The 5,029-nt window shown below is 36.4% G+C and carries 3 protein-coding genes and 1 pseudogene; 3 read left to right on the forward strand and 1 reads right to left on the reverse strand.

Annotated elements, in window-relative coordinates; genetic code table 11:
- Positions 1-1,685 precede the first annotated feature (1,685 nt).
- Positions 1,686-2,305, reverse strand: a pseudogene (locus ACFINE_RS09095) (type ISP restriction/modification enzyme); the annotation flags it as partial.
- Between the two features lie 256 nt (positions 2,306-2,561).
- Between ACFINE_RS09095 and ACFINE_RS09100 the strand changes: the two are divergent.
- The 3 genes from ACFINE_RS09100 to ACFINE_RS09110 form a co-directional block, all read left to right on the forward strand.
- Entirely contained in the window at positions 2,562-2,741 is a 180-nt protein-coding gene (locus ACFINE_RS09100; protein ID WP_375612457.1) for a hypothetical protein, read from the forward strand.
- The gene (locus tag ACFINE_RS09105) at positions 2,734-4,494 is read left to right on the forward strand and encodes a ShlB/FhaC/HecB family hemolysin secretion/activation protein (protein ID WP_375621812.1); all 1,761 of its coding nucleotides are present in this window, start codon (positions 2,734-2,736) and stop codon (positions 4,492-4,494) included. Before ACFINE_RS09100 ends, ACFINE_RS09105 begins: the two co-directional genes overlap by 8 nt.
- A gap of 89 nt (positions 4,495-4,583) precedes the next feature.
- Positions 4,584-5,029: hypothetical protein (locus ACFINE_RS09110; protein WP_375621813.1), on the forward strand; the 446-nt coding region annotated here is incomplete at its 3' end.

Genomic DNA, 5,029 nt, shown 5'->3' on the forward strand with positions numbered 1-5,029 from the left:
ACATCATCAAAATCTCTTAAGGCTCTAATTCGAGTTAAGAAATGACCATCGATATATTCACAATCATCAATAAATTCATATTTTTTTGCAGGCTCTTGTTGATTAATAGACGTGGTTTCATTTGAAATATTAGAGATAACGGGGGTGTTTTTTGATATATTTTTCATACTAAGATTCCTAGTTATTTAAAGTTTTCAATTGACACTCTATAAGAGAGCCGGGCGTTGAAAACACGGTAACTAGTCCGTCGTCACACTTTTCTCATAAAAGAGTATTGTATGGTATGACCACACCCGACAAAGCTCTCATATACTAACAAAAGCATAAAAGAAAGTCAGTATTTAAAAGACATGGGAGAGGTCGTATCGTAACCTACCCGCTAGTTATTAAGTGTTTTCAGCACTTGATTATTTATATAGCAAAATACGTATTTATTGTCAAATAATATTTTATCTTTTTTGATATTTTTTCTTATTTTTTTAATACGTTGTGTATTGATAATATCTTATGCTTATTAATTGCTTCTTTTATATTTATGTGCTTTTAAAGCTATATTATAGGTTTTATTAAACGATTGCGTTATTTTCTGAATCTATACATTTATAATATTTAGAAACGCTCTCATTATGCGTATTTTAAACTTTATAACCTATCAATTTTGTCACTAAATGGCTTTTAAGATTTCTGTTAATTTCTTTTAATAACACATTTTAGACTTAACAGCCTTTATAGGGACTGTCTTTATAAACAAATGCTTTCATTTGCATTTTTGCTTTCTCTATAGTTGTTATGTTCTTTATAGCCATGGCATCATTTTTCATGTTCATAAGAGAAATGATAAATAGGATAATTGTGATTTATTGCTTGTTATGAAAACATCTCAATAGAAACTGATCATTATAGAGATGAGCAAAATCCCTTTTAATAAACTTTTGTCAGTCTTGTCAGTTCTTTTTAGAACCTATATCATTTTTTTTAAATGAGAGAAAATTAAAATCATTATATTTCAACAAGTTAAGTTTTATGAATTTTTCAAAATACAACTTATTAAAACAGCCATAACAAATAAATACAACTGTAAATATATATTTGTAAGTTTATGTCAGTACATTGAATCGACAAAAGTGATCATTTAGTGAATGATTAAAACATGTCTTATGAGAGTATGTGATCTTTTAAAGCCTTTCAAAAGAAAGGGATTATAATCATAATAAATGCTATCAAGACCATTATGGTTATGAGTTTTGACGGGGTTTTGAGTTTTGACGGTTGCCTCTTTTAGATAAAAAAACGATAAAAAGTAAAAACGTTATTTTTCAATGTGTTAATATTTTACAGATCTTAAAAAACAACCTCTATTGATAACACAACCTATAAATTCAACTAATAATATACGTTTTGAAGGGGTTTTGACGGTTTTTATACCTTCAAAACCTATAAGAAAAGTGAATATACATAACCCTCTTTAAACAAAGCTATCATTTTAGATTACGATATAATCTTTTAAAGGCAATCCAAATAAGAGTATCTAAAATTGCAAGTTTCTTTTTTTTAGAATAACGCATATAGACTATCCTTTCAGGATTATATGTAAGCAACTTAACAAAAGAGGTATAGAACCTATAGGTTATAAGACCTTATACCCCTTGTGAGGTTAACATGCCTATCATCTGAGCATGCCAAATCTATTCAGTTTCTCTAATTTCTAATTTTGGTAAGTTTTTAACAATTTTCATTGTTTCTAAACTCACAGTGATAACCCTTTGAAACAAATCCAATGGATAGGCAGGGTTGCCAATGGTTTCAACAGCATAGTGATTGGCATCATTAACAATACCACTCTTTTTATCTGTCTTAACGCATTGACGCCCCATAACCGATTCAAGAGAGATATCTGTCATGATGATATTGCTATTATAAATAACAGTTGATTTATTCTTTTCCTTACTATCCTTAATTTTTGCGAATTTCATTTCAGTCACATAATAGAATTTTTCGAGATTAGAGATTTCTGTCTGTTTTGGATTACCCTTTTTAAAGGTCACAGGATAAGGTTCTACATCTTCATAATTCACATGCAAATGACCCAATTCACGCCCTGCTGTTACAAATTTTCAAAAATCATCAGCACTCTTTACACAAGGGATACGAGGTAATTCTTTGCATAAATTATCAGCATAACGGGTGCGATAATCTTCTGAATGCAAAAAACCGTAAACATAATAAAACAGATCATCTTTAGTGTTTTTTCATTAGGATAAGCGGCTTTTAAATATGCTAATCCTTCATCAGTTATAGCATTACGCATTTTCTTTTTTTCTTATTTTAGTAAATAAGCGATTGTCATACTATTTTTCTTATCAAGCGATAATAATGGAGTGTTTTTTGTTGTCTCTAATATGTAACAGTTCCAATAAATTTGGTCTATTCTATGAATAAGAGTCTTTACTTGAAGCTCAAGATTATATTACATGCAACACCTTAAAATTAAGAAGCATATAGAGTGTATGATTGTCATTTAACAGTGTCATTGTAAAATCTTCAAAAGCGGGGGAAATGATATGGTTTGCACAACTCATAAAGCAGGTGTATACAGTACAGTCTATGCTTTTTTCTCAGATGTTATAAGTATTATTCTCATCAAAAAATTAAAAAATTGTTACGCGGTTGGCGATTTTTTCTGTGACGCTGACGATATGGTTCATTTTGTTGCTCATTTTGAGGGCACAATGAATGCATAGATTTTTTTTCATTTTTGTTTTTGCGGCTATTTTGTGCCTTTTCTCGTTGCCGAGTTTTGCCCAAAACATTCGTGAGAAAGCGATTAATCAATCAGAGAGCATCCAACGACAACAAACGCAAGAACAGCGTTTTCAACGATTGCACCGTAGAAACGAAACACATGGGATATTTTTGCCAGACGATGATAGCACATCTGCCTATGGTGCTTCGCCTAGTACAACCTGTTTGCTGATCAAAAGCATTGAATTTGTTGGTGCTCAGTTGATTTCTCATACCGACCTTCATGAAGCCATTTCTCTTTGGGAAGGACGGTGTTTGGGGATTGCCGAAATCAACAAAGTGCTCAAAGCGGTGACCAAGCTTTATATGAAGCGCGGCTATATTGCGGTGCGGGCTTATTTGCCTGAGCAAGATTTAAGCGGCGGTCATCTCAAGATTGTTGTTGTTGAAGGTGTGATGGAAGATATTACCCTTGATGGGCATAAAGTTGGAAGGAAATCTCAAGGAGAAATCACCACGGCTTTTCCAAACCTTATTGGGAAGCCGACCAATCTGCGCCAGATAGAGCAAGGGCTTGATCAAATCAATCGGCTTTTCTCACGCCAAGCCACCATTAATCTTGGTGCGGGGAGCAATTCGGGTGGTTCGATACTCGATGTTCATATTGAAAAACAGAAACCTTGGCTTATTACGCTTTCCAGCGATAATCTTGGTGCTAAAGCAACAGGAATTTATCAAACGCGCTTGAGCCTTTCTTTTGATGATCTGTTGGGGATCAATGATCAATGGTCGTTTAGCTATCAGCGTTCTATGGATGGTAGTCCGTATCATTTTTCTCACAAGCGCCCCAATAGTGATACTCTAACGGGATCATTTTCTCTACCCTATGGCACTTGGACAACAGGTTTTGATGGGACGTGGAGCCAATATCATTCGAGTGTTAAGGGAATATTTTCCGATATTATGACTGCGGGTAAGTCTTTATCGCTGACACCGTGGATTTCACGGGTTATCGACCGTGATCAAGAGGGAAAGACCTGGGTTACAGGACGGTTGACATGGAAATATTCTGATAATTTTATTATGGGCAGTCGGGTTGATGTTTCCAGCCGTAAACTAGCTATTGCAACCTTTGAGCTTGATCATTCGCGCAAGTGGCTTGGAGGAGAATTAAGCGCGCATATAGGGTTTCATAAAGGGTTGGCAATTCTTGGCGCTTATGACGATAAAGAGCAAGAGAATGCAACAAAAAATTCACCCAAAGGGCAATTTTCCAAATTGTCTTTTTCCCTAGGCTACGTGCGTCCTTTTTCGCTCAAACAATATAACTTTCGCTATAACACGCTGTTTTCAGGACAATTATCACCCGACACGTTGTTTAGTTCAGAGCAAATATCGCTTGGTGGCAGTTCCTCTGTGCGCGGGGTGCGTGAGGCGATTTATTACGGCAATAATGGGGCGTTTTGGCGCAATGAATTGTCGCTGTTGTTGCCAGGTTTTTCTTCGAGAATGGGGCGTAAATTTATGAGCCAATTTGCCCCTTATATGGCGCTTGATCTGGGGGCCGTGGCCAATGATGTAAACAAAAACAGTTTTGGCGGGAGCCTCGTTGGGGCAACTCTTGGTTTCCATGCAACCGGAGACATTACGGATATTGATGTGTCTTATTCGAATATTTTAACCCAATCGACAGTGCGAGAAAAGGGAAATGCGACAGGGTTATTTCAAGTGCGGGCATTATTGAGATTTTAGAGCAAAGGGGCGGTAAAAATATCGCTGCGCTGTTTATACCCATATGGGTTGTTTTTTTAAGAGATAAAGAATTTTATGAGGAGCTGAAGATGCGGGGATTGAAAAATCAAAAGCATAGATTGGGATATGGATACAAGCTATGGCAGCGCGTTCTTTGTGTTTTGCAGCGAGGGATCCATAAGGGGCTTTCACTTGTTTTAAGTTTTTGCTTAGCTTTTCAGCCTTTGTTGTTGCAAGCACAAGCGCTTGGAGCGCGAAGTCCTGTTGCACAAGAGAGCCAAGGGATTAAAGCAGCTGATGGGGTTGGCTCTGTTTTCCGCCCCACGGTGGGGAAAGCTGGCAATGATGTGCCGCTGATTGATATTGTTCGCCCCAATGGACAGGGTCTTTCTCATAACAAATATGACAGTTTCAATGTTGATACCCATGGCGTGATTTTGAACAATTCGACTGAGGAGGTTTCGCGTTCACAGCTTGGGGGATTGGTGCCAGGCAACGGCAATTTGCGTTATAGCGGTGCAGCAAAGGTTATCCT

It is taken from the genome of Bartonella sp. AA97HXZ (assembly GCF_042196985.1).
Taxonomy (GTDB): Bacteria; Pseudomonadota; Alphaproteobacteria; order Rhizobiales; family Rhizobiaceae; genus Bartonella.

Bases quoted from the DNA above. Each gene is read 5' to 3' on its own strand.
- ACFINE_RS09105 (WP_375621812.1), top strand. From the start codon at position 2,734: ATGCATAGATTTTTTTTCATTTTTGTTTTTGCGGCTATTTTGTGCCTT.
- ACFINE_RS09100 (WP_375612457.1), top strand. From the start codon at position 2,562: ATGGTTTGCACAACTCATAAAGCAGGTGTATACAGTACAGTCTATGCT.